This is a genomic window from Hominiventricola aquisgranensis, assembly GCF_040096225.1.
Lineage (GTDB): Bacteria > Bacillota > Clostridia > Lachnospirales > Lachnospiraceae > Hominiventricola > Hominiventricola aquisgranensis.
On the sequence record NZ_JBBMFC010000011.1, the window covers coordinates 1 to 26264 of the forward strand.

At 43.9% G+C, this 26264-nt stretch carries 31 protein-coding genes; 5 read left to right on the plus strand and 26 right to left on the minus strand.

What is annotated here, in order from left to right:
* Window positions 1-132: 132 nt before the first annotated feature.
* The 4 genes from WMO62_RS07400 to WMO62_RS07415 are packed head-to-tail and all read right to left on the minus strand — an operon-like array spanning window position 133 to window position 3030.
* The gene (locus WMO62_RS07400; RefSeq protein WP_349144264.1) at window positions 133-1488 is read right to left on the minus strand and encodes an MATE family efflux transporter; all 1356 of its coding nucleotides are present in this window, start codon (window positions 1486-1488) and stop codon (window positions 133-135) included.
* A gap of 9 nt (window positions 1489-1497) precedes the next feature.
* Window positions 1498-2016, minus strand: coding sequence for a flavodoxin (locus tag WMO62_RS07405; RefSeq protein WP_349144265.1), 519 nt, complete (start codon window positions 2014-2016; stop codon window positions 1498-1500).
* Window positions 2009-2590, minus strand: a complete 582-nt coding sequence (locus WMO62_RS07410) for a cysteine hydrolase family protein (RefSeq protein WP_349144266.1) — start codon at window positions 2588-2590, stop codon at window positions 2009-2011. Before WMO62_RS07410 ends, WMO62_RS07405 begins: the two co-directional genes overlap by 8 nt.
* On the minus strand, window positions 2590-3030 hold the full coding sequence (locus WMO62_RS07415) for an SseB family protein (RefSeq protein ID WP_349144267.1): 441 nt from the start codon (window positions 3028-3030) through the stop codon (window positions 2590-2592). The genes WMO62_RS07410 and WMO62_RS07415 overlap by 1 nt, the downstream gene beginning before the upstream one ends.
* 189 nt (window positions 3031-3219) lie before the next feature.
* Between WMO62_RS07415 and WMO62_RS07420 the strand changes: the two genes are divergently transcribed.
* The 4 genes from WMO62_RS07420 (at window position 3220) to WMO62_RS07435 (ending at window position 5886) form a co-directional block, all read left to right on the plus strand.
* Window positions 3220-3705: a GNAT family N-acetyltransferase gene (locus WMO62_RS07420; protein WP_349144268.1), complete on the plus strand. Its 486-nt coding sequence runs from the start codon at window positions 3220-3222 to the stop codon at window positions 3703-3705.
* A gap of 16 nt (window positions 3706-3721) precedes the next feature.
* Window positions 3722-4654, plus strand: a complete 933-nt coding sequence (locus WMO62_RS07425) for a DMT family transporter (protein ID WP_349144269.1) — start codon at window positions 3722-3724, stop codon at window positions 4652-4654.
* Between the two features lie 21 nt (window positions 4655-4675).
* On the plus strand, window positions 4676-4966 hold the full coding sequence (locus WMO62_RS07430; RefSeq protein ID WP_349144270.1) for a putative quinol monooxygenase: 291 nt from the start codon (window positions 4676-4678) through the stop codon (window positions 4964-4966).
* 296 nt (window positions 4967-5262) lie between these two features.
* A complete protein-coding gene (locus WMO62_RS07435; RefSeq protein WP_349144271.1) occupies window positions 5263-5886 on the plus strand; it encodes a PBECR4 domain-containing protein in 624 nt (207 codons plus the stop codon).
* 5 nt (window positions 5887-5891) lie between these two features.
* Here WMO62_RS07435 and WMO62_RS07440 read toward each other — a convergent pair whose 3' ends face one another.
* The 12 genes from WMO62_RS07440 to WMO62_RS07495 all read right to left on the minus strand — a co-directional run bounded on the left by WMO62_RS07440 (window position 5892) and on the right by WMO62_RS07495 (window position 18781).
* Complete coding sequence (locus tag WMO62_RS07440; RefSeq protein ID WP_117496080.1) at window positions 5892-6164, minus strand: DUF1292 domain-containing protein; 273 nt, start codon at window positions 6162-6164, stop codon at window positions 5892-5894.
* 15 nt (window positions 6165-6179) lie between these two features.
* Window positions 6180-6503, minus strand: coding sequence for a branched-chain amino acid transporter permease (locus WMO62_RS07445; RefSeq protein WP_117496081.1), 324 nt, complete (start codon window positions 6501-6503; stop codon window positions 6180-6182).
* Window positions 6503-7195: an AzlC family ABC transporter permease gene (locus WMO62_RS07450; protein ID WP_349144272.1), complete on the minus strand. Its 693-nt coding sequence runs from the start codon at window positions 7193-7195 to the stop codon at window positions 6503-6505. The genes WMO62_RS07445 and WMO62_RS07450 overlap by 1 nt, the downstream gene beginning before the upstream one ends.
* A gap of 342 nt (window positions 7196-7537) precedes the next feature.
* Complete coding sequence (locus WMO62_RS07455; protein ID WP_147600645.1) at window positions 7538-7930, minus strand: hypothetical protein; 393 nt, start codon at window positions 7928-7930, stop codon at window positions 7538-7540.
* Window positions 7931-8047: 117 nt separating this feature from the next.
* On the minus strand, window positions 8048-10390 hold the full coding sequence (gene feoB / locus WMO62_RS07460) for a ferrous iron transport protein B (RefSeq protein ID WP_349144273.1): 2343 nt from the start codon (window positions 10388-10390) through the stop codon (window positions 8048-8050).
* A 148-nt stretch (window positions 10391-10538) separates the two neighbouring features.
* Window positions 10539-11546 carry an ATPase P gene (locus tag WMO62_RS07465; RefSeq protein ID WP_349144274.1) on the minus strand — a complete coding sequence of 336 codons (1008 nt, stop codon included), beginning with the start codon at window positions 11544-11546 and terminating at the stop codon, window positions 10539-10541.
* A gap of 87 nt (window positions 11547-11633) precedes the next feature.
* Window positions 11634-13079 (minus strand): carbon starvation CstA family protein, encoded by a 1446-nt coding sequence (locus WMO62_RS07470; protein ID WP_349144275.1) that lies wholly within the window; start codon window positions 13077-13079, stop codon window positions 11634-11636.
* Window positions 13080-13229: 150 nt separating this feature from the next.
* On the minus strand, window positions 13230-14642 hold the full coding sequence (locus WMO62_RS07475) for a Na+/H+ antiporter NhaC family protein (RefSeq protein WP_349144276.1): 1413 nt from the start codon (window positions 14640-14642) through the stop codon (window positions 13230-13232).
* 54 nt (window positions 14643-14696) lie between these two features.
* Window positions 14697-15866, minus strand: a complete 1170-nt coding sequence (locus tag WMO62_RS07480) for an alanine dehydrogenase (protein WP_349144277.1) — start codon at window positions 15864-15866, stop codon at window positions 14697-14699.
* 153 nt (window positions 15867-16019) lie between these two features.
* Window positions 16020-16889: an L-serine ammonia-lyase, iron-sulfur-dependent, subunit alpha gene (sdaAA, locus tag WMO62_RS07485; protein ID WP_349144278.1), complete on the minus strand. Its 870-nt coding sequence runs from the start codon at window positions 16887-16889 to the stop codon at window positions 16020-16022.
* A 13-nt stretch (window positions 16890-16902) separates the two neighbouring features.
* The gene (sdaAB, locus tag WMO62_RS07490; RefSeq protein WP_349144279.1) at window positions 16903-17571 is read right to left on the minus strand and encodes an L-serine ammonia-lyase, iron-sulfur-dependent subunit beta; all 669 of its coding nucleotides are present in this window, start codon (window positions 17569-17571) and stop codon (window positions 16903-16905) included.
* Window position 17572: 1 nt separating this feature from the next.
* On the minus strand, window positions 17573-18781 hold the full coding sequence (locus WMO62_RS07495; protein WP_117496090.1) for a dicarboxylate/amino acid:cation symporter: 1209 nt from the start codon (window positions 18779-18781) through the stop codon (window positions 17573-17575).
* A gap of 153 nt (window positions 18782-18934) precedes the next feature.
* Here WMO62_RS07495 and WMO62_RS07500 point away from each other — a divergent pair, with 153 nt between their 5' ends.
* Window positions 18935-19822 (plus strand): LysR family transcriptional regulator, encoded by an 888-nt coding sequence (locus WMO62_RS07500; protein WP_349144280.1) that lies wholly within the window; start codon window positions 18935-18937, stop codon window positions 19820-19822.
* A 79-nt stretch (window positions 19823-19901) separates the two neighbouring features.
* Here WMO62_RS07500 and WMO62_RS07505 read toward each other — a convergent pair whose 3' ends face one another.
* The 10 genes from WMO62_RS07505 to WMO62_RS07550 form a co-directional block, all read right to left on the minus strand.
* Complete coding sequence (locus WMO62_RS07505) at window positions 19902-20528, minus strand: NUDIX hydrolase (protein WP_117496092.1); 627 nt, start codon at window positions 20526-20528, stop codon at window positions 19902-19904.
* Between the two features lie 3 nt (window positions 20529-20531).
* The gene (gene rsfS, locus WMO62_RS07510) at window positions 20532-20894 is read right to left on the minus strand and encodes a ribosome silencing factor (RefSeq protein WP_118438279.1); all 363 of its coding nucleotides are present in this window, start codon (window positions 20892-20894) and stop codon (window positions 20532-20534) included.
* Between the two features lie 12 nt (window positions 20895-20906).
* Window positions 20907-21488 (minus strand): bis(5'-nucleosyl)-tetraphosphatase (symmetrical) YqeK, encoded by a 582-nt coding sequence (yqeK, locus tag WMO62_RS07515; RefSeq protein ID WP_117496094.1) that lies wholly within the window; start codon window positions 21486-21488, stop codon window positions 20907-20909.
* Window positions 21489-21510: 22 nt separating this feature from the next.
* Complete coding sequence (gene nadD / locus WMO62_RS07520) at window positions 21511-22125, minus strand: nicotinate-nucleotide adenylyltransferase (RefSeq protein WP_349144281.1); 615 nt, start codon at window positions 22123-22125, stop codon at window positions 21511-21513.
* 34 nt (window positions 22126-22159) lie between these two features.
* Window positions 22160-22453, minus strand: coding sequence for a ribosome assembly RNA-binding protein YhbY (gene yhbY, locus WMO62_RS07525; RefSeq protein WP_117496096.1), 294 nt, complete (start codon window positions 22451-22453; stop codon window positions 22160-22162).
* 10 nt (window positions 22454-22463) lie between these two features.
* Window positions 22464-23753, minus strand: a complete 1290-nt coding sequence (gene obgE / locus WMO62_RS07530) for a GTPase ObgE (protein WP_117496097.1) — start codon at window positions 23751-23753, stop codon at window positions 22464-22466.
* Between the two features lie 98 nt (window positions 23754-23851).
* A complete protein-coding gene (rpmA, locus tag WMO62_RS07535) occupies window positions 23852-24139 on the minus strand; it encodes a 50S ribosomal protein L27 (RefSeq protein ID WP_117496098.1) in 288 nt (95 codons plus the stop codon).
* Window positions 24140-24189: 50 nt separating this feature from the next.
* Window positions 24190-24498, minus strand: coding sequence for a 50S ribosomal protein L21 (rplU, locus tag WMO62_RS07540; RefSeq protein WP_117496099.1), 309 nt, complete (start codon window positions 24496-24498; stop codon window positions 24190-24192).
* A gap of 145 nt (window positions 24499-24643) precedes the next feature.
* Window positions 24644-25162, minus strand: a complete 519-nt coding sequence (locus tag WMO62_RS07545; RefSeq protein ID WP_349144282.1) for a hypothetical protein — start codon at window positions 25160-25162, stop codon at window positions 24644-24646.
* Window positions 25159-26175, minus strand: coding sequence for an AAA family ATPase (locus tag WMO62_RS07550; protein WP_349144283.1), 1017 nt, complete (start codon window positions 26173-26175; stop codon window positions 25159-25161). Before WMO62_RS07550 ends, WMO62_RS07545 begins: the two co-directional genes overlap by 4 nt.
* Window positions 26176-26264: the final 89 nt, after the last annotated feature.

Here is a 26264-nt window from a genome sequence, read left to right on the forward strand (position 1 = left end):
TCTGACATCATTATATCAGAAAAGCGGTTCTAACAATAGCAAAACCCCGCAAAAGCGGGGCTTTGTCTACAGTCTGATACCATCAAAATGATGGTTTTTCCACTAAGTTTGCCATTAATTTGATGGTTTCCATTATATCTGCCGTTCCAGTTTCCTCATATAAAGCACATATACAACAAAGATCGCACCACCGGTCAGGATCCACGATACCACGTATACATTCATCAGCATGCCATATGTCGGGAACATCCTAAATACTGTCACCAGCCAGATCAGTCGGAATACAACGGTTCCAAGGATCGTGATAATGGATGGTTCCAGCGACTTGTCCATGCCTCGCAGAGCTGCGCTTTCTACCTCATAGGTTGCCGTCAGTCCTTCCAGTGAGCATACATGATGCATACGGATCAGGCCGTATACTGCAACTGCCTCGCTGACGGTGTAGATGCTTACAAAGAAATCATCCCAGATCATGAAGATAATGCTTAAGATCTCCGTAAAGCCAAAGCCAAATGCCAGACACAGCCAGAAGATCTTCTTACAACGCTTCAGATTGCCTGCACCAAAGTTCTGGCTGGTAAATGTAACGGCCGCCTGAGCAAATGCATTTGCAATATCATATGTAAAATATTCAAAGTTCAGCGCCAGGGAAGAACCTGCAATGGCATCCTCGCCAAAAGAGTTGATTCCACTCTGGATAAATACATTGGAAACAGAGAAAATTGCTCCCTGGATACCAGCCGGAATACCGATCATCAGCACACGCTTCAGATCTTTCCACTCGATCCGCATCTTATGAAACTCAAACCGGAATTCATCCCGCTTCCGATGCAGACAAGAGATAACCATAACCGTACTGACCATATTGGAAATAGTTGTTGCAATGGCAACACCGGCTACACCCAGATGAAATTCGATCACCAGCAGCAGGTTCAGGATTACATTCAAAGTTCCAGAGATGATCAGATAATACAATGGTCTCCTTGTATCCCCATAGCTTCTGAGAATCGCTGCTCCAAAGTTGTAGATCACCATAAAGGGAAGTCCCAGGAAATAGATCCGGATGTATAACAGTGCATCTGTCATAACGCTCTCCGGTGTTCCCGATGCCTCGAGCACCGTTCTGGCGGTGAGCATACCGACTCCCATCAATACAATTCCAAGAACTGCACCAAAAGCCAGGATCGTATGTAACATACCGCTGATCTTTTCCCTTTTATTCTGTCCGATCAGATTTGCAAGCGCCGCATTAGGTCCCACTGCCAGACCTACGATCAGATTTACAAAGATACCAACCAGTGCCACACAGCTTCCAACGGCCGCTAACGCATTGCTTCCTGCAAATCTGCCAACCACTGCCACATCTGCGGAATTAAATAACTGCTGAAGAATACTACTGAATGCCAGTGGAATCGCAAACAGAATCAGCTTGCCTGCCAGCTTTCCATTCAGCATATCCATCTCTTTTGCTTTTGTTGCTTCACTCATAACTGACCTCTAACCAAGTAATTTCTTTACCCAGTCTTCCAGAAGCTTTTTCGACTCGCGGGCTTTGCTTCCATTGACAGAAAGCCCCTCTTCCACATCCGCTCCTGGTGCATATTTTTTAATATCTGCTTCGCTGACACCCATTCCACTACCCTCATTTGTACAGAACGGCAGGATCTTCTTTCCAGAAAAATCATACGCATCTAAAAATGTTGCCACAGGCATCGGAATGGTGGAACAATAATTAGGATACCCAAGAATCACCACATCATAATCTGCAATGCTTTCCGGCATGGTCTTTAATTCTGGTAAATGGTTTTTCTGTAGATCTTCTCTTGCCTGTGCCACACATTCCCGATAGTTATCAGAATAGGGTGCCTTCATCTCTATCTCAAAAGCATCAGCATCCAGACTCTCTTTTAACAGCTCTGCACAGATTTTTGTATTTCCAATGGAAACCGGTCTGATTTCACCACCAAAATAATTTTCTCCTGCTCTTGAAAAATATGCGATCAAAATATTACTCATTTTCATTTCCTTCTTTCATTTTTCTATAATCTTCGGTTGTCATGATCTTAAGATGCAGCGGGCTCAATCCCTCCAGTACTTTGATGGCTGCCTCTTCTGTAGTCTCATCGATACCAGCAACTGCATCTTTCAGATAGATCACATAGATACCCATGTCAATCAGACTCATAACAGTTGACAGTACACAACATTCCGCTACCACACCAGTCACGATCACACAGGATTTTTCCTTTACCTTTTCCCGGATCAAAGCATTTTCCAGTGAAGAATACGTAGATTTTTCATAAACTGGATATCGATCCGTATATGGCTTCAGATCTGACACCAGATCATTGAGCCATGGATCTGCGTTCACTGCTGCATTTTCCCGGTTATAATCCTTCCAGACTCCAACCGGCTGCACAGCTGCCGTATACTTTGTAAATAGTACCTCTTCCCTGGTCACATGATCCAACAATATGCGAATGTTCCGATCCGCTTCCTCGAATCGCTTACACTCCCATGCCTGGCCTTTTCCATACACATTCTGCATATCAATGACCAGAAGCATCGGGTTTTCTAATCTTTTCTTCATCATGAATCTCCTTTTGGCTGTCCCAGCACGATCTGAATCAGATTCTTGTCAAGCATCAGGGTACGGTTCCATGGATTGATGATCACACCCTCAATTCCCTCTGTTTTCAGTGCGGACTCAAATAGTGGATGAATCCCGGTGAGGAAGGTGGACATAACGCTTCCTCCGCCTTTCAGTTCCTCCTCAAAGCTGGTAAAGGCAGCCCACCATAGTTTCCCATCTTCCGTCTTCACTGCACGTACCTTCAACTGTTCATCAGCTCCAGGTGTCTCCAGTGCCAGTATAAACTGTCCCTGCTCCCGCATCCGTCGACGGACAACGGTCAGTGTATGAGCTAACATATCTGCAGATAACTCCTGTTGAAGTGCAGCAATTGCTTCTTCTATTTTTTCATTTCCACGCAACCCTTCGTCCTGGCTGATATGATCTGTATGTTCCATCGTCATTCTCCGATTCTTATTATTTTTTTCTATTATACCCAACAAGATTCCGACTTGCAATATGCCTGTTTCATCATAAAAGCTTTGTCCTTGTGAACCATCTGTGTTATATTGTAACTATCAATAATCTGAGGCAATAGCCAAAGACCATTTTCAACTGAAAATATGTAGTAAAAGTGAGGAAAAAACATGAATTACATCATGCATGGAACTGCCAGTGAAAAAGAGGAAATCCTGGCTTTGTATAAATCTCAGCTTGGCCGTGAGTTCTGTCCCTGGACAGAATTCTATCCTACGGAAAAAGAAATTGATTTTGATCTGTCAAGGGACTCCCTTTTTGTAATGAAAAATAAAGCGGGCCGTATCATCGCAGCTATTTCCATTGATCTGGATGCTAATGTAGAAGCACTTCCCTGTTGGAGCACTTCTCTGCAGCCAGGCGGTGAACTGTCCCGTCTCGCCGTGGCAATAGACTGCCAGAATCAGGGAATTGCCAGAGAAATGCTCAAGCATGGCATGGATGTCTTACGTAACCGTGGTTATTTGAGCGTTCATTTCCTGGTAAATAAATATAACATCAAAGCGATCCGTTCCTATGATGCCCTTGATTTTCAGATCGTTGGCGAATGTAATCTTTATAATCAGCCATACTTGTGCTATGAAAAAGCACTATAAGAAAGTGAGAACTACTATGGAACCTAAGCAATCTATCTTAACCCGGACATGGGTCGTTGCTTCCCTCGCCTGTGTCTGCTGTATTTTGTGGGGCAGTGCTATTCCAACCATCAAAACCGGTTATCGCCTTTTGCAGGTGGACTCTGCTGACACTGCCAGTCAGATCGTCTTCGCAGGTGTCCGCTTTACTCTGGCAGGACTTCTGGTCCTTCTGTTTACATCACTCAAAGAGAAAAAGGCCATGCTTCCGGACCGGCAGACTCTGACCTGTGCAGTTCCGGTCTGCCTGGCTCAGACATTTGTCCAGTATTTCTTCTTTTATATCGGTGTGGCACATACATCCGGAGTCAAAGGCGGCATTATCACAGGTCTTGGAAATTTTATAGCAATCTTATTTTCCTGCCTGCTTTTCCGGAAAGAAAAAATGACCGTCCCTAAGCTGATCGGTTGTATTCTTGGATTTGCAGGAGTTGTGATCATCAATCTGATGGGAAATTCCATGGATATGGGATTTACTCTGACCGGTGAAGGCTTTGTACTGATCTCTCAGCTGTCCTATGGAATGTCAACCGTTCTGATCAGCATTTATTCTAAAAAAATCTCCTCCGTTGTCTTAAGCGGTACCCAGTTTACTATGGGAGGAATTCTTCTATTTGTGACCGGCATACTAATGGACGGACACTTAGAGCATATAACCTTTGCAAGCAGCCTTCTGATTCTGTATCTTGCTCTGGTATCTGCTGTCGCCTACACCTTATGGTCCGTCCTGCTCACCTATAACCCGGTATCAAAGGTAGCAATCTTCGGTTTCGTAAACCCTCTGTGCAGTGTGATGTTGTCTGCACTGGTTCTTGGCGAGGTCCGACAGGCCTTCAATCTGGGAAGTCTGATTGCACTGGTTCTCGTCTGTGTGGGAATCTATGTTGTAAATTGTAAAAAAGCAAAATAATGATCTGGAGGAGATTTTAATATGAAACATCTACTGATCCTTGTAACCTACAAATTAAAATCTGGCATGCGTGATGCTTTTCTTAAGACCATGTCAGAATCCGGGATTCTGGAAGAAGTACTGAAGGAAGACGGTATCGTCCGCTACCACTACTATCTGGATGAATCTAATCCTGACATCATCCTTCTGGTTGAGGAATGGCTCACTGCTGAACATCAGAAAAAGCACCTGGAAACACCGCATATGACAAGATTCCAGCCTATCAAAGCGGAATACATTCTTGAAACCATCGTTGAGAAAGCGGAGATTTAAATTAAATTTTTCTAAACTTATTGCATATTTTCTGAAGGCTGTATATACTGTAAATAGTAGATGGGCTATATGCTTATCATGTGGGCTGACACATAAAATCCGACTTTCTTTCCGGACTTCGGGTGCCGGACAGTTGACTGGCAACGGTAAAACCAGTGTTTCTTATCGGACTTCGGGTGCCGATCAGTTGACGGACAACGGTAAAATCAGTCACTAAAGGAAGGTATCATCTGCTACGGTGAATGAACCTTCCTTTTAAATTTCTATAATTATTTCACATTAAGGATCCCCCTCTCATGAGCAAATCAGAAGCAGTCCGCATTATCAGTAAGTGTGCTAATATTTACAAAAAACGTTTAGATGGTTATCAGATCGTTTTTGTATATCGCGATGAAAACAATCATTCCAATTATATGGAAGTAAAATTCCGTTCTTATAATTTTTTACATTTCACTGGAGTAATCCCTCGAAATGGATTAAGTGCCAACGATTTCTATCGTTTTGCGTTAAATAATCGATTAAGTGAACGAGATTTTATTTTTAAAAATAATCATACAACGATATTAAAATTAAAAATACTTGATGCAATTATGAATATTGATACCAAAGCAAGGATGATAGGAAATTATATTGGTCCTCATTTAGACCTTTATACAGAAAAAGTAACCGGCACTACTACTGCATGCCTTGGTTTAATTGAAAAAGAAAACTTTTATTTACCCAATAGTGTTTTGAGCGAAGATATTCGAGTTATTATTCCAAAACCACCTGGAAAAATATATGCTATCTTCAAAAAACCTATGAATAGTCCTTTGTATACGCAGCTTACATACCATACAAAAAATTTGAAGATTACGAAAAAGTGTCTTCCGCAAACTTTGGTCACGCAAATCGAACCATTGTTATTGGAAGACACTTAAAAATCTTACTCTTCGTCCTCATCCATATCTACATAAGCCTGTGCGATCCGTCTATAATCAAACTCTTTCGCAATCTTCTTTACCGTGAAATCGTCCCCATCCATGATACTCTCATAAATATATCTTCCTTCATCATCAATGGTATCATCTGTGACAACTGCACCTACCACATAGTGCTTGTCCTCAAAATCAAACTCATCAACCACAGCCATCTCCACGTCTGATCCGTCACTGGCTGTTACATGAAATGTTACATACTCTTCAAAAATCTCTTCCATTGTATCATCCTCCTTTTAAAATACCATCTGCACAAGAATCATATACAGTATAGTCCCTCCGCCGATGGATAACAAGGTATTTTTCTTCCATTTATGCAGTACCATGATAAACAGGATCGCAATGGCTTCCGGCAATCCATAGGTGGAGCTGGCTGGCACATCCTTCAGGCAATAAATAACGAGAAGACCGATCACTGCATAGGGAAGCACCTTTCCCAGATACTGAATATAGGCAGGCGGTGTCTTTCCTTCCGGAAAAATCAGAAATGGCAGGAATCTGGTCACCATGGTTCCCAGTACAACGGCAACAATCGTAATAATACTCTGTGTAGTCGTCATCACTCTTTCACCTCCGGCTGCAGGTATTTTTTCAGTGCCATAAAGCATACAATAATCAGTGCCATAGACGGAATAATAAAATTCTGGCTGCCAAAGACAAACAGACAGACGATTGGAATCACCAGTCCGATCAGGGCAGGTCTGTGGTCTGGATGCTCTTCCCACTGTCCCATGAACATAACAACGAACAATGCGGTCATGACGAATTCAATCCCCGTCGTATCAAAATGGATCACATAACCCAACAGTGCGCCTGCAGTAGCTCCACAGACCCAGTATAGATGATTCAAAAATGTAACAAAAAACATGAACCATCCTTTGTCCACATCTTCCGGTGGGGTGACTGTACAGTTGATACTGAAGGACTCGTCACACATTCCATAGATCAGATAAAACTTCTTCCAGCCTGTATGCTCATATTTATCCAGCATGGAGATTCCATAGAACAAGTGCCTGGCATTGACCATCAATGCCAGCAGAAAGGCTGATAGGGGATGAAAGGCTGACAACAGCAGATTGACTGTCACAAATTCCATGGAGCCTGCAAAGATGAACATACTCATAAACAGCGGATACCCTACAGAGAATCCTTTGCTCCTCATTAAAAATCCATACGACATACCCAGGAACAAAAATCCCACACAGATGGGCAATGTATAGGGCAAGGCCGCTTTGAAAGCTTTTGTTTTCATAAAAAATGAACCTCACTATCTTTGGTAAGGTTGTGCACTGCACAACAACTTTTTAATCATACCACCAGATAGTGAGGAACTTCAATACTATTTTTTATTCGTCTTTTTCAAGTACGATTGCTCTGACTGCTTCCGTCAGATCTACCACCCTGAAAACATTTTATAAGAGCGACACTTTCTCCGTAAAAATCCGAGAACTAACAAAGCCGATGCTCTCGCACCGGCCTCGTTAAGATTTGATAAGGGATTTTGGACATCCTCAATATACAATACTTTTCACTTTTTGAACTACCAAATCTATGTAAAATTTTGTAAAACCTATGTAAACAAATACGGTGTCACTTATGCATACATTGTCTGAAAATCAAGACGAATCAGGCGGTTACCATCCTCGTCCTGCGGATTTCTCATATAAATCAGATCCATGTCACTGGCCTGAAATTCCATAACGGCCTGTTCCGGCAGGATCGTCCGATAGGCTCTTGGCCAATGGCCGCCGCTGGGAATTGTCCGTTCGTTCTTTGGATCCCACAGGATCAGAGATACCACTTTTGCATGACACGCAAGTGCAAGCTCAATCGTTTTCTGTAAACCTAAAAACTCTGCTGCAAGTGTCACCAGCAGCACATCAGAATCTTCCGCTTTTGGATTCCTGCAGTCGAGCTCGTATACCTTCTCGTCTTCGTATTGCTCAATCTGCTGTCTGTGGATGGCATCCAATAAAGTCTGAATCACCTTTCATTCCTCCTCGTATGTCGCTCTTCGGTCTATATGTCTGCAATACAGTATTTTCAATGTTTCTATATATTAGACAATTCATGTATCCAAAAAGTTTCATATTCAGAAAAATTTTTAGAAAAATGTTCCGATCAGGTGTACCACAAATGCTGCCAGCCATGCGATCAAGCACTGACCGATCACCACTCCACATGCCCATCTGCCTCCAAGCTCCCTCTTTACAGAAGCAATGGCTGCCACACACGGTGTATAGAGAAGGCAGAACACAAGCAAAGCCATGGCATCCAGCGGACTCAACAGTCCGGACAGGGCAGTCGTCGTTCCAAAGAGAACAGTCAATGTAGATACTACGCTCTCCTTTGCCATAAATCCAGTGATCAGTGCAGTAGAGATCCTCCAGTCACCAAATCCTACCGGAACAAATAACGGTGCGATCACACCTGCCACTGCAGCCAGTATGCTGTTCTGAGAGTCTGTAACCATATTCAGATGCAGATCAAAGCTCTGCAAAAACCAAATCATAATGGTTGCAATAAAAATCACTGTAAAGGCACGATGTAGAAAATCTTTGGCTTTATCCCACAGCAAGTGTCCGACATTTTTTGCCCCCGGCATCCGATAGTTTGGCAGCTCCATGACAAATGGAACCGGTTCTCCTTTGAACAGCGTCTTACGGAATACAAAAGCCGTTCCAATTCCCATAAGAATGCCGAACAGGTACAGACCGATCATAACCAGCGCTCCATATCTTGGGAAAAATGCAGCTGCAAAAAATGCGTAGATCGGAAGCTTTGCAGAGCAGCTCATAAATGGTGTGAGCAGGATCGTCATCTTACGGTCACGCTCTGACGGAAGTGTACGACTTGCCATAACACCTGGTACCGTACATCCAAAACCGATCAGAAGCGGCACAATACTTCTGCCTGACAGTCCCATCTTTCGGAGTAACTTATCCATAATAAATGCGACTCTTGCCATATATCCACTGTCTTCCAACATGGACAGGAAGAAAAACAATGTAACGATGATTGGCAGGAAACTTAACACACTTCCAACCCCATGGAAAATACCATCGATAACAAGAGACTGTAACACTTCATTTACATGGAACGTCTCCATTGCCTGAGCAGTAACTTCTGTCAGCTTTCCAATTCCGAGCTCTAACAGGCTTTGCAGTCCCGCACCAACAACATTGAAGGTCAGAAAAAAGACTATACCCATAATAGCAATAAATGCCGGAATTCCGGTATATTTGCCGGTAAGGACTCTGTCGATCTGCTTACTGCGGAGCCGTTCTTTGCTTTCATGAGGACGGATGACTGCCGCTTCGCATACTTTTTCAATATACCGAAACCGCATATCTGCAATGGCAGAATTGCGATCCAGTCCCGTCTCTTCCTCCATCTGACAGATAATATGCTCAAGCATCTCCTTCTCATTCTGACTTAGATTCAGAAGTTCCATCATGCCTTGGTCATTTTCTGCCAGTTTGCTTGATGCAAAACGAACAGAAATACCAGCTTTTTCTGCATGATCTTCAATCAGATGCATGATTGCATGGAGACATCGATGCACACCTCCATTCTGATCCTCTTCATCACAAAAATCTGTAACTTCAGGACATTCCTGATATTTTGCCACATGGACTGCATGCTCCACCAGTTCCTCGATTCCTTCTCCTTTTGCAGCAGAGATAGGAATGACCGGCAGCCCTAAGAAAGATTCCATTTCATTGATTCGAACTGAGCCACCATTTGCCCGTACCTCATCCATCATGTTTAATGCCACAACCATGGGAATATTTAATTCCATCAGCTGCATGGTCAGATAGAGATTTCGCTCCATATTGGTTGCATCCACAATGTTGATGATTCCCTTTGGTTTATCTCTCAGTACAAACTCTCTGGTTACAATCTCCTCACTGCTGTACGGAGACATGGAATAGATTCCGGGAAGATCTGTGATCAGTGTCTCCGGATGACCTTTGATCACACCATCTTTTCGGTCTACTGTCACACCTGGGAAATTGCCCACATGCTGATTAGATCCTGTGAGCTGATTGAATAATGTCGTCTTTCCACAGTTCTGATTTCCTGCCAGCGCAAAGGTCAGTGTAGTTCCTGCCGGAAGTTCATGTTCTTCTTCCTTATTATGATATTTTCCACCTTCACCGTAGCCTGGATGAGCTTCTGGATCTTTGAAAGGCTTACATTCCGGATGCCATTTTGCTTCATGTGGTTTGCTGATCATAATTTTATCTGCATCATCCAACCGAATCGTCAGTTCATATCCATGGATCCGTAACTCTACCGGGTCTCCCATAGGTGCATATTTTACAACGGTCACTTCTGTTCCCTGAATCAGTCCCATATCAAGAAGATGCTGCCTTAATGCACCTTCTCCTCCTACAGAGAGTATCGTTGCTGTCTTTCCTGGTTGTAATTCTCTCAGTGTCATTCTTCACCGTCTCCTCATTTGGTATTAATAATTGAGATTTATTTTCAGTTTGTTCGGATTAACTTTAACACTGATGAGACTTTTTTTCAATAATATTTCATCATATATGAAAACCCATCGAACAAAATCCGATGGGCTTAGCAATAGCTTATTCATAATTCATTACCAAAAACAGTGGTTTGATCACGATGATCTCATCATATTCTTCCTGTTCAACTGTTACACTGGCATTCAGCTTCTGAAGATCTTCCTTTAATAGCTGAAGTGCTTCCTCTGCTGTCTGTGCACGGCCAGTTCTCACAATATCCTGCATCCACTTTATCACGACCGGATGTGCATAACAAGCAGGAAGCGGGAAGTCTGAAGATTTCTGTATGTAATCTTCCATCGTATGTACAGCATTTTCTCTGCGCTTTTCAATGGCTGTCCTGTTATTCTTGGCTGTAGGCAATACATTTGCGCCAGCAAACAGGAAAATAGCTGCCAGACCAAACAGAAGGAAATACATTCCAAAACCGGCATGGGTAATCAATGCGAAGATTCCATAGATCAATGCTCCGGCTCCCAGCAACGTGATTGCAAGGGCCACCCACTTATACGCAGGGTTGCTCTGTTCATAGATTCGTTTCTGTTTCGCAGACTGACTCAGTTCGAGGCACAGCTCTGGTTCTTTTTCCAGATATTTCTTCGCTTTCTCCAATGACTTTACAGTCGCTTCTGCATCTTCAGACAGAATCAGACCTTTGTATTTCTCCGCCAGACGCTTTTCTTTTTCCGCCAGTTTTCGCTCTGCCTCCACACTGTGCAATGGAATCCTAGGAAAATGCGTCTCCACATAAGCAAGCAGACGATCTACATCTTCTTCATGTTTGAAGTTGCACTGCTTCTGCTTTCCATCATCGTATTCAACTACCAGATACGGAAGAGAACCAAAGACTCCTTTTCCGGTAAAACCACCTTTACTCATGGCGATCCTTTTAAAAATTCTTGTCACAGAATCCATGGACACATAGAATCTTCGATCAATATAAAAGCTGTTCAGGTAGATTGCCTTCCGTCCCACTCCGCATGGACCAAATCTTCTACATGTTTTTTTATCCTGTGCCAGTTCATCATCTGGAATAACTATCTGTCCCAGTCTTTGTGGTCTCATCATTGTATCCTCACACTCTTTTTACTATTTTGGGGGCAAATTTCTTTGCCCCCAATCGTCATTTCTTATATGTAATTCTCATTCTTTCCCTTAAGCTGCTGCTTTCATAGGTTTCTTTGTCGCATGGATAAAGATTCCAAGGAAAACTGCTGCCAGGATAATACCTGCCGGGTATGCGATCGTTGTAGACTGATTCAGGCACTCAGATGCGCAGAAGAAATAGGTCATAGATACGGCACTCATGAATGTTGCCGGTACTGCAGTGATCCAGTAATTCTTCTTCTCACGGAACAGATACATACTTGCGGTCCACAGAACGATCATAGCCAGCGTCTGGTTGGTCCAGCTGAAGTATCTCCATACGATTGCATAATCCAGATGGCCTACAAATGCACCAACTGCCAGCAGCGGTACGCAGAGCATCAGTCTCTTCTGGATCTGGTTCTGATCGATCTTGAACCAGTCTGCCAGTACCAGACGGGCACTTCTGAATGCAGTATCACCAGAAGTAATCGGGCAGACAATAACACCGATCATGGCCAGAGCCACACCAACAGAACCCATGGTCTTAATGCACACATCATAGATTGCTGCGGACTGTCCATTTGCAAGGATCTCACTTAATCCGGTGCTCAGACCGCCAGTTGCTTCGTATACAGCACATCCAGCTGCTGCCCAGATCAGAGCAATCACACCTTCAGCTACCATAGCACCATAGAATACAAAGTGTCCCTGTTTCTCAGACTTCATACAACGTGCCATCAACGGCGACTGTGTGGAATGGAATCCGGAAATCGCACCGCAGGCAACAGTAATAAACATGAAGCTCCAGATCGGTTTTCCATCCGGATGCATATTTGTGAAATGAGTCCAAATCTCCGGAATGGTGTATGCAGAGTTGGTAAAGATACCAAAGATAACACCAACCGCCATAACGATCAGACAAATACCAAACAGCGGATAGATCCGTCCAATGATCTTATCAATAGAAATAAAAGTTGCAATAAAGTAATAAGCCAGAATAATCCACAGCCATACCTCTGCACTTGCAAATGTACCTGTGATTCCTTTGTTTTTCAACAAAGTCACAATCAGTCCAGCCGGTCCTACTGCAAACACTGTACCTACCATAACCAGAAGGACAACACTGAATACTCGCATGATGTTCTTCATCGCACCTCCAAGATAGATACCACATACCTCAGAAATAGATGCGCCATTATTTCTTTCAGAAAGCATACCTGAGAAATAATCATGTACACCACCTGCAAAGATGGTACCAAAGGTGATCCACAGGAATACGACCGGTCCCCAGAGGGCACCCTGCATGGCACCAAAAATCGGTCCCAAACCTGCGATGTTCAGAAGCTGTACCAGAAACAGCTTCCACTGTGGCATAACCACATAGTCGACTCCGTCATTGATCCTGACTGCAGGTGTCTCTCTGTCGTCCGGTGCAAACGTATTCTCAACGATCTTACCATAGACAAAATACCCTCCAATCAAAAGAGCAAAACAGATAATGAAGCTTAACATAACCAACACCTCCCAATGGTTGATATATAATTAATACGTTTACATTATATATCAACCTGCACATTTTACAACAGGTAATTCGATTATTTTCGTCAAGTTGCCAAACTTTTCTGCTTTGCTCTTAATATGTACTATCTAATTGTATTTATTTTATACAAATGCAAATCCGATGACCAGATACAGGATTACTGCCAGTGTTCCACAGCAAAGTGCGTATGGAAGCTGTGTCTGTACATGATCAATATGGTCGGATGCCGATCCAGTTGAGGAAAGAACTGTCGTGTCCGACAATGGAGAACAATGGTCTCCGAATACACCGCCGCCTGCTACTGCACCGAAGCATGCGTATACCAGTGTTCCAAGCTCCCCGCCAGTAAAGGTAAATGCCAGCGGCAGTGCGATCGGCATACAGATCGCAAAAGTTCCCCAGGAGGATCCAGTTGCAAATGCCATGATTGCGGAGATGATGAAGATAATTGCCGGAAGCATAGCCGGTGTCAGGAAGCTCTCACTTAAGGATACGATATAGTTTGCAGTTCCCATATCTTTACTTAAAGCATTGATGGAATATGCCAGTGCCAGCAGAGTAACTGCAGGAACTGCACCTTTAATACCCTGGGTAAGAGTATTCATGATCTCCTGGAACGGAATACCCTGGAGCAGCATGCTGATACTCATGAAAATGATAACAAACAGGAATGCTTCCATAGTCTTTGCAGAACCAAGAGTGATATAGGTTCCCAGCGCGATGCTGATGATCATCAACACTGGCAGCAGGAAGTTCAGGAATATCCGTGGTTTGATACCTTCATATGGTTTCATCTCCGTCAGCTCTTTACCGATCAGCGGAACAGCTCCGTCACGGAGTACTTTTCCTTCATTCATGGCACGCTCTTCTGCTTTCTTCATAGGTCCAAAGTCTTTGATGATTCCGGAACCAATCAGACCTACCATAATAACAGCAAGAATTGCATAGAAGTTATATGGAATTGCTTTCAGGAACAGGGCGGAACCGTCCTCTTCTGTTACGATGCAGCCGATGCCAACTGCCAGTCCGCTCAAATATGCAGCCCATCCGGTGATCGGTACCAGTACGCTGACCGGTGCGGATGTGGAGTCTGCGATATAAGCCAGCTTCTCACGGGAGATTCTTGCTTTATCAGTGATGCTTCTCATGGTAGAACCAACGAACAGCGGGCTGAAGGAATCACTGAAATATACAAAGATTCCAAGAACCCATGCCATGAGCTGTGCTCCACGGCGGCTTAAATTCTTATCGTGGATCATCTGAGAGAAGCTCTGGATTGCTCCGGTCTTCTGAAAATATGCAACGATGATAGCGATAAAAGTATTCAACAGCATGACCCAGGAAAAACTGGTGGTTCCAAGGCTTGTTTTTAAAAGGGTAGGGAACCCTAAAAGTCCCTGACCAGACAGCAGCGTACCTACGATGCATGCAACTACCAGTGAAACGATTGTATTTCTGGTTGCAAATGAAAGTACGATAGCAATTAAGGCAGGAATGATGGAGATGACCCCCATGTTGATGATTTCTGCTTCCATGTAATGTAAGTCCTCCTATGTATTTCTAAACTTTTCCCTCATATGGATCCAGGCTTATTTTAAATGGATCAGATTTGCAGAGCGGGTAACGGTTGCATGTGGTGCCTGATCAAGCTGACGATCTGCAATCTCAAGGATTTCTTCCGGGCGGATCCACGGGCGATTCTGCAATGCGCTGGTCTCCTCATGAGTCAGATATCCTTTATAAGTAGTCATACTTCTTCTTAAGAAACCGTCTCTTGCACATGCTTCAGCAACGCCATTCTTAGCAATGCTGCGGAAATGCGGCAGTACAGATGCAGCGTATGCAATCGATGCGGAGTTTGCAATTGCTCCCGGAATATTGCTGACACAGAAATGTACAATGCCTTCTTCAATATAACGCGGGTTCTCATGAGTTGTCTCATGGAAGGACTCAATCGCACCCTGCTCGTCATTACTGATATCTACAATAACAGATCCTTTTTCCATCAGTTTCAGCATGGAACGATCGATCAGATAATCTTTGCATCCTTTTGGCCATTTTACACAGTTCAGAACCATATCGGTCTCCGGGAGCAGCTTTGCAATGTTCTCCTTTGTAGAGATCATGGTGTTGACCTGCTCCTGATACTGTCTGCTTAAGGAACGAAGTGTTCCGATATTGATATCCATAACGGTACACCATGCTCCCAGTGCACGAAGAACAGACAAAGCAGCCTGTCCGACAACACCGCCGCCAAGGATCAGGACTTTCATACCCGGAGCTCCGCCAAGACCGCTGACGAATTTACCTTTTCCTCCATTGATGGTCAGCATGGACTCAAGACCAAACAGAGCACCCTGCTTACCAGCTGCCTCGCAGTTCGGAGAACCATAACGATGGGAGTCCTCTGCGGTAAATGCGATGACTTTCTTATCAAGAAGTGCCTGTACCTCTTCCGGATGTGCTGCCGGATGGATGCAGGTAAATACAATCTGACCTTCTCTGAGCAGATCAAACTCAGACGGTTCAAATTCTTTTACTTTAGTTACAAATTCACAGGTACCGTAAATCTCTTCAGCGGTATCTACCAGTACAGCTCCGGCCTCTGCATAAGCCTGATCTTCAAATCCTGCTTTTTCTCCGGCTCCTTTCTGTACTTTGACTGTATTTCCATCACCAATCAGAGTTGCTACCTCTCCCGGTGTGGCAATTACTCGGTTTTCACCTTTTTTGATATCCTTTAAAATACCAATGACCATGTGTTTGCACCTCCAAATGTTTTTTCAAGAAAAAAGCACAGAAAAGATAGTCTTCTGTGCTTCTTTGCTTTACCATAGCAGATTATACAGTATAACAAGAGATTCTGCAAGGTAAAATTTCATATATTTCCATAATTTGGCATATTTTGTCTGTTATTTGCATCCCAGACAGGCATTACAGACTGATGGTGCTGTCGCACAGCCACCAAGAGCAGTCTCCCGAAGTTCCACTGGAAGACGTTTCCCGACACTGTACATCACATCGATCATCTCATCCAGTGGAATCCGCTGTACGATTCCTGACAGGGACATCTCTGCTGCGATCAGTGCATTGGCCACTCCGGCAGCATTTCTGTTCTGACAAGGATATTCCACCAGACCTCCAACCGGATCGCAGACCAGTCCCAGCATATTCATAAGAACTGTGGATGCCGCATCCAGACAACTCTTAGGAGACGCTCCCAGCAGCTCTGCTGCTGCCGATGCTGCCATGGCTGATGCAACTCCCACCTCAGCCTGACAACCACCTACAGCGCCTGCTACAGTAGCATTTCGCATGGCAAGATAACCAATAGCACCTGCATTATACAGTGCCTGGATCATCTGCTCATCCGTGAATCCATATTCCTCCTGCATAGCGATCATTAAGCCAGGAACAATTCCTGCAGATCCAGCTGTTGGAGCCGCCACGATCAGTCCCATAGACGAATTGGTCTCAAGAACTGCCATAGCATACATCATCGCCTTGCCAAGCAGAGAACCACACATGCTCTTTCCAGACTTCTGATGTTCGGACAATCTTTTTGCCTCACCGCCAATCAGGCCTCCCATAGACCGACCCGGTGTATTTACCGGTGTTCTGGCGGACTGCTGCATGATCTCATATGCTTTTGCCATACGACAGTCCGCTTCTTCGCCTGTTGTCTCTCCTTGCTCGATTTCACGCTGACGCATAATCTCTGAGATTGACAGATCTGTCTGCCTGCAAAGCTCAAGCAGTTCTTTTGCATTTCTGAAATCCATTCTTGCTGTCCTCCTATGGCTGTATGATCATGACATTCTGTACATTTTCATTATCTTCCAGTTTCTGTGCCACATCCTCCGGCAGTCTGCCATCAGATTCCACGATCGTATAGGCGATCTCACCTTTTGCTTTTCGGAACAGACGCATAAATGCAATGTTGACTCCACGATCACTTAAAACCTTTGTAACATGAGCAACTACACCAGGCCGGTCCTTTTGGATCACGATCACAGCACTGTATTCGCCGGTAAAATCCACATCTACACCATTGATTCTGGAGATTCTTGCTTTTCCTCCACCTAGGGATTCTCCTCGGACAGTCATCTCCTGACCTGCTGCATTTACCATATGAATATCTACGGTATTTGGATGCACATCTGTCTCTTCTTCATTCGGAACAAAACAAAAGGCGATTCCCTTCTCTTCTGCAATTCGGAAAGAATCACGGATCCGCATGTCATCTGTATCAAATCCCATGATGCCACCCAGAAGTGCGCGGTCTGTTCCATGACCGCGATAAGTCCTGGCAAAAGAACCATACAGAGTAAAGTCCACACGGACCAGTGGTCCGTTGATCATCTTCTGAGCCAGATAAGCAATTCTGGCAGCTCCGGCTGTATGTGAACTTGACGGTCCGATCATATTCGGACCTAATACATCAAACACGCTGATAAAAGACATCCTATGCCTCCTTTTTAATGAATCTCTCGTAAATGGTATTTACGATCACACCAATGGCATTATCACCTGATACATTGCAGGCTGTTCCAAAGGAATCCTGAGTAATGTAAAGAGCTACCATGATTGCGCAGATGGCTCCGTCCGGATCTCCTGCTTCTGCACCGAAGATCATATACAGGAACGGCAATGCAGTCATAATGGATCCACCCGGTGCTCCCGGAGAAGCTACCATTGCCACACCAAGCGTCATGATAAATGGGATAACTGTTCCCAGACTGATCGGCAGCTGGTTCATCAGACATACAGCAGTCGCACAGGCTGTGATGGTGATCATAGATCCTGCCATATGGATATTTGCGCAAAGCGGTACTACAAAGTTACGGATCTGCTCACAGACTCCATCATTCTTTGCACATTCCAGATTGACCGGAATAGTTGCAGCAGAAGACTGCGTTCCAAGAGCGGTGGTATATCCAGGAACCTGATTTTTGATCAGCTCAAACGGATTCTTTTTGCTCACTGCTCCGGCGATCACAAACTGAATCAGAATACAGATCAGATGCATAACAATTACTACCAGGAATACCTTCCACAAAATACTTAAGATTGCAAAGGTCTTACCAGATTTGGTCATATCTACGAAGGTTCCGCAGATGTACAGCGGAAGCAGCGGAATAATGACTGTATGGAGTACTTTGTCGATAATCTTGGAGAACTCAGCCATACCATTGTACAGACTGTTTCCAATCTGTTTTCCTCTCATGGAAGACAGACAAAGTCCCAGGATAAATGCCAGTGCTACCGCAGACAGCGTATCCAGGATTGCCTGCAGAGAAATAGAAAAGTACGGGCTTAAAGATGCATCTGCAGTTGCAGCGATCTGATCCAGAGCATCTGCACTCATGAAGCTTGGAAACAGATTGATAGATACCAGGAACGATGCAGTACCTGCAATCAGTGTAGAACCATATGCAAGTGCTACGGTGATCAGCAGAAGTTTTCCTGCCCCCTGAGACAGATCTGCGATTCCCATAGTTACATAAGCCAGGATCATCAGTGGAATGACGAATTTCAGGAAGCTGCTGAATAATCCTGATAAAGTTACAACAATCCTGCAGATTTCCTCCGGCAGGAACTGTCCGATCAGAATACCAAGAATAATGGCAATGATCAATTTTGGCACAAGGCCGAGTTTCTTCTTTTCTTTCATTAGTATATCCCCTCCGATAATTATTCACGCCCCATGTTTCAACTTAACATTGACGTATCGACTGATAAATTATATCATTGGATTATACACGAATCAAATTCATAGTTTTAATGTATATATTGAATTATTTTCATAATAAGAGAGGAATCATCCATGGAATTTCGTCAGCTTAACACCTTTATCCAGGTGGCAAAATTTCAAAGTTTTTCAAAAGCCGCAGAGCATCTTGGATACTCACAGTCTGCTGTCACAGTACAGATCCGAATGCTGGAAAAAGAATTAAATACCCGATTATTTGACCGGATGGGGAAAAAAATTCTTCTAACTTCCCAAGGACAGGAATTTCTGGAATGTGCCAACACGATTTTATATGATGTTGAAAAAGCCAAATGTTCTATGGAGTCAGAGACAGCAGAACTGAAGAATCCTTTGCGGATCGGGACTATCGAATCCCTTTGTTTTTCCAAGCTTCCTTCCATTATTCATTATTTCCGTGAGCATTATCCGAAAGTGGAATTACGGATCGTCACAGCCTCTCCGGAGGAACTGATCTCACAGATGGAACAAAATGAACTGGATCTCATCTACATACTAGATACTCCCCGATGGACCAAAGACTGGATCAAGGTTATGGAAATCCCGGAAGACATGATATTTGTCTGCTCTTCCCACGCAGCTTTTGTATCAGACAAAGAATTTTTGATTGCAGAACTGTTGGATAAGCCTTTCTTTCTGACTGAGAAAGATGCCAATTATCGACAGGCATTTGATCAGGCACTTGCCCAGAAGTGCCTGGATTTGCACCCACATCTGGAAATCAGTAATACAGAATTCATCATTCATATGCTGGAGCAGAATGATGGTATCTCTCTTCTTCCATATTTTGCTGTGCAAAAAGAAGTTGAAGATGACCGTCTGGCAATTCTTCATGTAAATGATATCCAGATCACCATGTATCGGCAATTGCTGTATCACAAAAGCAAATTTCTGACAGAGGAGATGAAGAAATTTATCTATCTTGCAGAACTGGATTATACCTGATTATTTGCAACACGAAAAATGGCTGCTTTCTCAGACATTCCTGTGAAAACAGCCATTTCTTTATCTATTTCCTTATCGTTTATTCATTATGAAGAAAATAAAACGGATCTTCCTCTGTGTGATGCAGGAAATGCATCAGCAGATAAGCACAGTTGATGGAAAGTTTTTCCTCCTTCAGTATCCGGCGGACCTCCGTTCTGTCTGCCAGGACCACTTCGATCTCTTCATTGTCTTCAAGACCTTCTCTGGACACCTGTCCAGTGGAGCAGCCGTACACAGTAGCCACCGATTCATCGGTCATTCCGATCGAACTGAATAAGGGCTTGCAGAACATCTCATCTGCTTTCAACGGAACAAAATCAAGTCCGGTCTCTTCCTTCATCTCGCGAATGCCGGCCTGTGCAGGATCTTCGCCTTTATCTACCAGGCCGGCCGGAAATTCGTATACAAAATCGTCGATAGAAAAACGGTACTGGCGAACCAGAACTACATGATCCTTTTTTTCTCCATAGAGAGAATAGATGATCACGCCGTCCGGCTTGTTTTCCCGGGTCTTCATCTTCAGTTCTTCCATGGACATTGCACGGGATGCGATGTGATATACACCATGGCCACCCACTTTATTTTCATACTGAAGATCATACATATTCAGGAACTTATTCTCTGTGGTTTTTTCTACCGACAGAACCCGATCATGTCCTTGCATGGTTTATGCCTCCAGATCTGCTTTCTCTACCAGGCTTCCATCTCTCCAGATTCTCTCAAGATCATAGAACAGTCGGTTCTCTTCATCAAAAATATGAACAATAATATCCTGGTAATCCATCAGGATCCAATTAGCGGTCTGATATCCTTCCACCTGTTTTGCTTCATATCCTGCCTTGTACAGCTTCTCCTGTGCCTCATCAGCCATAGCCTGTACCTGGTTGCGGTTGCTTCCGGAGGCAATGATAAAATAATCTGCCAATACAGAAACACCTGAAATATCCAGGATCTTGATATCTTTTGCTTTTTTCTCTTCTAATGCTGCGACAGCGATCTTTGCCATCTCTTTAGAATTCTTTTCTACCATATAATCCTCCTATCAGCCCTTGATCTGTGCTTTATAGTACTCATAGGTCTCTCTGGTCATGGAGTCCACCTCTTCCGGTGAATCTCCCAGATAACCCAACGTATCTTCCAGTATCTTCAGAAGTGCCAGATCCAGATCCATAAAAGCAAGTTTACGGATCTCCTTCAGATTCGGAGCTTTGTCTCTGCGAGGCTCAATATAATCTGCCACATAGACGATCTTCTCCAACAGGTTCATGTTCGGCTTTCCAGTGGTATGCCAGCGAATGGCTCCCAGCACTTCTTCATCATCAATATCATATTTTACTTTTGCCAGCATGGCTCCAACCTTCGCATGAAGCATGAACGGATTGTTCCGCTCCAGTTCAGTGATCTCCAGCCCATTCTTCTCCGCCAGCTTCAATTTCTTTGCATTTGGTATACATTTTGCACAGTCATGCATCAATCCTGCCAGCATGGCACGCTCCATGTCATACTCATAACGCATCGCCAGTGCAGCACTGGTATACATGACGCCCAGGGTATGCTCATATCGGCTGTCGTCCATCTCACGTTTCAGATCCTTTTTCAGGTCCTTAATACAAATTGCGTCCATGAAAACACTCCTTCCTACGTCCTTATCCCTTTTCATACAGATGATGGCTGCGGATATACGCTTCCACTTCTGCAGGAAGCATCTGAGAAATATCCTCTCCTCCGGCGATCCTTCCGCGAATATCGGCTGAGGCGATCTCCATATCCGGCGTATTCAGAATTCGGATGTCAGCATCATATTTTTCTTTCAACATTCTGATCTGCTGCTGAATCTCTTCCAGCCGACAATGATCTCTGGCAGCCGCCAGAAGGATACATTCCTGACTGATGATTCCAGGTTCTCTCCAGTCTTCAAAATCAAACAGGGAATCTGCCCCCATGATAAAATAAAACTGTACCTCCGGATACATTCTGTTAAGCGTTAACAGTGTCTGAAAGGTGTAATGGTACGCATCTTTCGATTGTTCCAGATCACATACCTTCACATAAGACAATCCCTTCACTGCCAGCCTGAGCATATCCAGCCGCATATTCACATCTGCTTTTGAGTGATCTCTCTTATGAGGTGGATTCCCGTTCGGGAGCATCCACACTTCATCCAGCGAAAACTGCCGGTATGCCTGCTGTGCCAATGCAAGATGTGCATTATGCACCGGGTCAAAAGTTCCACCCATCAGTCCGATCTTCCGTTTTGCCATAGATCTGTTACTCCATGATTCCTGTATATTTCAATTAACGAGGCAATTCGATCTTCTTCTTTTCGTCCTTGCCCTCTTTATACAGTACGATTTTTTTGCCGATTACCTGTACAACCTGAGAACGGGTACGCTCACCTACCAGCGCTGCCAGTTCCTTCGGATCGTCCATACAGTTCTGCAGAACACTGATCTTGATCAGCTCTCTGGCTTCCAGTGCCTCTGCAATTGCTTTTGTATTTTCCGGTGTCAGACTGTTTTTACCAATCTGGAAGATCGGCTCCATAGTCTGCGCCAGTCCTTTTAAATATGCTCTCTGCTTACTTGTCATTGTATTTCCTCTATTTATAATACGTAAAGTGAAGTCCGTACATCCTTACGGTATCACCTTCCTCAATGCCTGCCTGTTCCAGTTCCTCCAGGATGCCAGTATCTTTCAGGAATCTCTGGAAGAAAGCAAATCCTTTCTCAGATTCCAGATTGGTATATCCAAGCATCTTCTCGATCCGCGGTCCTTCCACAATAAAAGTATTGGCTTCTTCTTCGGATCTTGCCACAGTATATGGAAGATCTTCGCGCACAAACATATCTTCCGGGAAAAATTCCTGTTCAAATACAACCGGCTTATCATCCATCGTATCCAGAAGACTTTTCACATGATACATCAGTTCCTTCAATCCCTGACCGGTAACCGCAGAGATTGGAAATACTTTGATGCCTTCCGGCTCAAACTCCTGACGGATCTTTTCCACCGGATCATTTTCCTTATCCCAGATCGCATCGATCTTATTTGCCGCAATCACCTGCGGTCTTGCAGCAATCTCTGGATTGTATGCATTTAACTCCTTATTGATGGCATGAATATCTGCGATTGGATCACGTCCCTCTACAGATGCCGCATCCACCATATGGATAATGACTTTTGTACGTTCAATATGACGCAGGAAATCAAGGCCCAGGCCGACTCCCTCGGAAGCACCCTCGATCAGTCCCGGAATATCTGCGATCACGAATCCATCTCCATCCAGATCTACCACACCCAGGTTCGGACTTAAAGTTGTAAAATGGTAGTTGGCAATCTTCGGCTGTGCGTTGGTCACACGGGATAACAGAGTGGATTTTCCAACATTCGGGAATCCTACCAGTCCCACATCTGCGATCACTTTCAGCTCCAGCATGACTTCCAGTTCCTGACATGGTTGTCCAGGCTTGGCATATTTCGGTGCCTGCATGGTAGCTGTCGCAAAATGCTGATTGCCGATTCCGCCACGTCCGCCTTTCAGAATGATCTGACGACGGTTCTCTCCGGACATGTCTGCGATCACTTTTCCGCTCTCCGCATCTTTGATCACGGTTCCTTCCGGAACTTTCAGCACGATATCCGCACCACTTTTGCCATGACAGTTCCGCTTACCGCCTTCCTGTCCATCCTGTGCCGCATATTTACGCTTATGACGGTAATCGGTCAGGGTATTCAGTCCTTCATCCACTTCAAAGATCACATCGCCGCCATTACCACCGTCTCCGCCGTCGGGTCCACCATCCGGCACAAACAGCTCTCTTCGGAAGCTTACATGACCATCGCCGCCCTTACCTGAGCGGATATATATCTTTGCTCTGTCTGCAAACATGTATTGTCTCCTCTTATTCGTTCATTCAATTCAGGTTGCACATGTGATAAAAAAGGGCTCCAAATCTTGCCGACTTGAAGCCCTGTTGAGAATGCGGATTATTCAGCTACTACCGGAACGATAGAAACCTGTTTTTTGTCTCTTCCTTTTCTCTCGAAGCGAACAACACCATCCACCAAAGCGAACAGAGTATCATCGCCGCCGCGTCCTACATTCACGCCCGGATGGATCTTGGTTCCGCGCTGTCTGTAAAGGATATTTCCGGCTTTCACAAACTGGCCGTCAGCTCTCTTGGCACCCAGTCTCTTGGACTCGGAATCTCTGCCGTTCTTAGTAGAACCGACTCCCTTCTTATGTGCGAACATCTGAAGGTTCATATTCAACATAGGTCTACACCTCCTGTAAATCTCATAGTCAATAGATACGATAAGTAAAATTATTTGTTGATCTTTTCGATCTTCACAGCGGTATACTGCTGTCTGTGACCATTTTTCTTATGATACCCAGTTTTTCTCTTGTACTTGTAAACGATGACTTTTCTAGCTTTTCCATCACCGATCACAGATGCTTCTACGGTAGCACCCTCGACTACCGGAGTACCTACGGTAAGAGCGTCATCACATACTGCAAGAACCTGGTCAAATACGTAGTTGGAACCAGCCTCAGCGCCCAGCTTCTCAACTTTGATCACATCGCCCTCAGATACTTTATACTGTTTACCACCTGTTGCAATAATCGCGTACATATGGCACCTCCTGAATATTTACTCGCCAGCTACGGTGCTGCCTTACGGCAAACTTATAACCTCACTGCGCGGCATCTATTGAATATTATCATAGAAACCGACAGGTGTCAACTGGTTTTTGAAATTATTTTTTCAGAAATTCGGTTCAACCAATCAATTTGTATTCCTGGGCAAGTTCCTCATTCAGTACTGCTACCTCTATATTCCAGATCTTCCGAAGCGGAAGCAACCGAGCTTTCAACTCCGCCAACGGACCTGCCAGCCATGATATCTCTGCATTTTTCACAACCAATACAAATTTCAGTCGAATCTCTTTCATACCATCTTCCATCAGTAAAGCTTCACCCACTTCAGATGTATCCTGATATCTATGCAAAACAGAGGCCAGATAAATCTGCAAAGAAGCAACAAATTTTTCAGTTACAGAAGAATAATATTCTTCAAATTTATCTTCCTTTTCTTCTGACTCATCTCGATTGGCCGCATTGGGACATCGTGTCTTTGCTTCCAAAAATACAATACTGTTTTCGCTGTATTTCAAAATGAATTCGACTGTTTTTATTCCGGTACCAAGATCTTTGTATATTCTTGATTCCTCGATATGAAACAGATTCTTTTCATCGAATGGTCCGAAATCCATCTCTGATTCCGTTATAACTTTCACTTTAGTGCTACCCCTATTTCTTCTCTGTAAAGTTTACGGAAAGTATCCATAATCGTATTATGTTCCAATAATTCAAACTCCGAAGCTGTCTCGCACTGTATTTTTCCTGTTTCGTCTTTATATAAAGAGATGTACTGAATGTTACTGTCTTCGGTTCTCTTTACTTCAATATACTTTGACAGGAAATAATCATGTGTAGACACAAAAATCTGTACTCCTTCGCTCTCCAGCATGATCAGCAATTCAGCCAGTACCGGAATATATTTCGGATTGATGTTAGCCTCCGGTTCATCCCAGAATAGTACTGATCCTTTTTCTAATGTCCCATTCTTAATCAACTGCCATAAAAGAGCTATTTTACGTAACCCTTCAGCAACCAAGTTGAATTCCAGTTTTGCCTGTGTACCTGGCTTCAGATAAAATCTGTCATCTTGAAGTGCTACCTTTCCATTACTGATCTTTTGCAGAATGTCCAAATATTTCTTTCTGGAAGCTGAATCAACGTCTCTGGAAATATCAATCTTTGCCGCAGCAATAATATCAAGATACGTATCGTCGAACTCCACATTTCCCATCTTCACAGCTGCATCCAAATTCCAAGCATTGGAAAGAATCTCTTTTGCCGGAATAAATATACTGGTCAGATCTGACATCTGCTTTTCCCAGTTCTCTTCTGCCTGAATCTCTGCATCCCATTTTCGAGTCTTAGTTGAAAATGTCATTCCAATTTCAGCTGCATCCGATTCCACTGATACCTTGGCTGTGTTGTTTCCGTTTTTATTTCTGTTCACTAATCGACCAATACTGGATTGATCCGGTCGAAAAAGCATGGTTGTCTTCTGAGAAAATGACACATCATGTTTAGAAGCCTTACATGCAGCATAGGCTAATTTCATAATATGAGTCTTACCCACACCATTTTCTCCCACCAACACATTCAAACCTTTTCCAAAAGGAATGGTTATATCTTTAAATACAGTAAAATTCTCTGCTTCTATTTTGGTTAATGGCATTCCAATCACCCCACTTAAATATCCATTTTTCTTATCTTAGGCATATCTGTACTTTAACACAACTTTTCGTATGAAGCAATGTTGCTTTA